Source organism: Gemmobacter nanjingensis, assembly GCF_014652195.1.
Classification (GTDB): domain Bacteria; phylum Pseudomonadota; class Alphaproteobacteria; order Rhodobacterales; family Rhodobacteraceae; genus Gemmobacter; species Gemmobacter caeni.
This window is the reverse complement of the sequence record NZ_BMYI01000084.1, coordinates 1-677: the sequence shown is the minus strand read 5'-3', so window position 1 is coordinate 677 and position 677 is coordinate 1. Positions and strand designations below refer to the sequence as shown.

At 69.9% G+C, this 677-nt stretch carries 1 pseudogene; it reads left to right on the top strand.

Features of this window, described 5'->3' with window-relative positions:
• Positions 1-639: pseudogene (locus IE126_RS25740) on the top strand (hypothetical protein); the annotation flags it as partial.
• Positions 640-677 lie beyond the last annotated feature (38 nt).

Genomic DNA, 677 nt, shown 5'->3' with positions numbered 1-677 from the left:
TGGGACCAGCGCCTCGCTGGGGCCGAAGCTGCCATGGCGCGCTTTGAGGGCACGACGCTCTCGACACAGGCGCAGCTCGGCCAGCTCGGGACCGGGGCGGCGCAGCTGGGGACCGGCCTGCAGACCTTTGGCGCCAATCTCGCGGGCACGCTGCAGGGGATCGGGGCGAGCTACGGGCCGGGCGGGGCCTTTGTCGGCGGCCTCCTGGGCGCGGGGCTGAAGTGGCTGACCGGCGGCAGTTTCGAGGTGGGCGGCTGGACCGGGCCGGGTGCGACGACGGATGTGGCGGGCGTGGTGCATGCCGAGGAATATGTCTTCGACGCGGCGGCCACCCGTCGCATCGGAGTGGCGAACCTTGAGGCGATCCGCAAGGGCGCGATGCGGGGATATCGCGAAGGCGGCTATGTGATGGGTGGTCGGCCGCCACTGCCGGTCGGCGGGCCTTCAGACAGGCGAGCCGCAGCCGGTAACGAAGCCGCCGCCCGGCTTGTGACCCATCATATCAATGTCTCTGGCACCGGCTCGGCCGAGATCCGCGAGGGCGTGATGCAGGCCATTCAGGTGTCGCTGGAGCAATACACCCGCGACTTCCTGCCCGGCGAGGTCCGCACCATCGTCAGTGACCGCTGGAGGGGATGATGGCGTATTCCTTCCCGCTGACCCGCGCGCAGTTCATG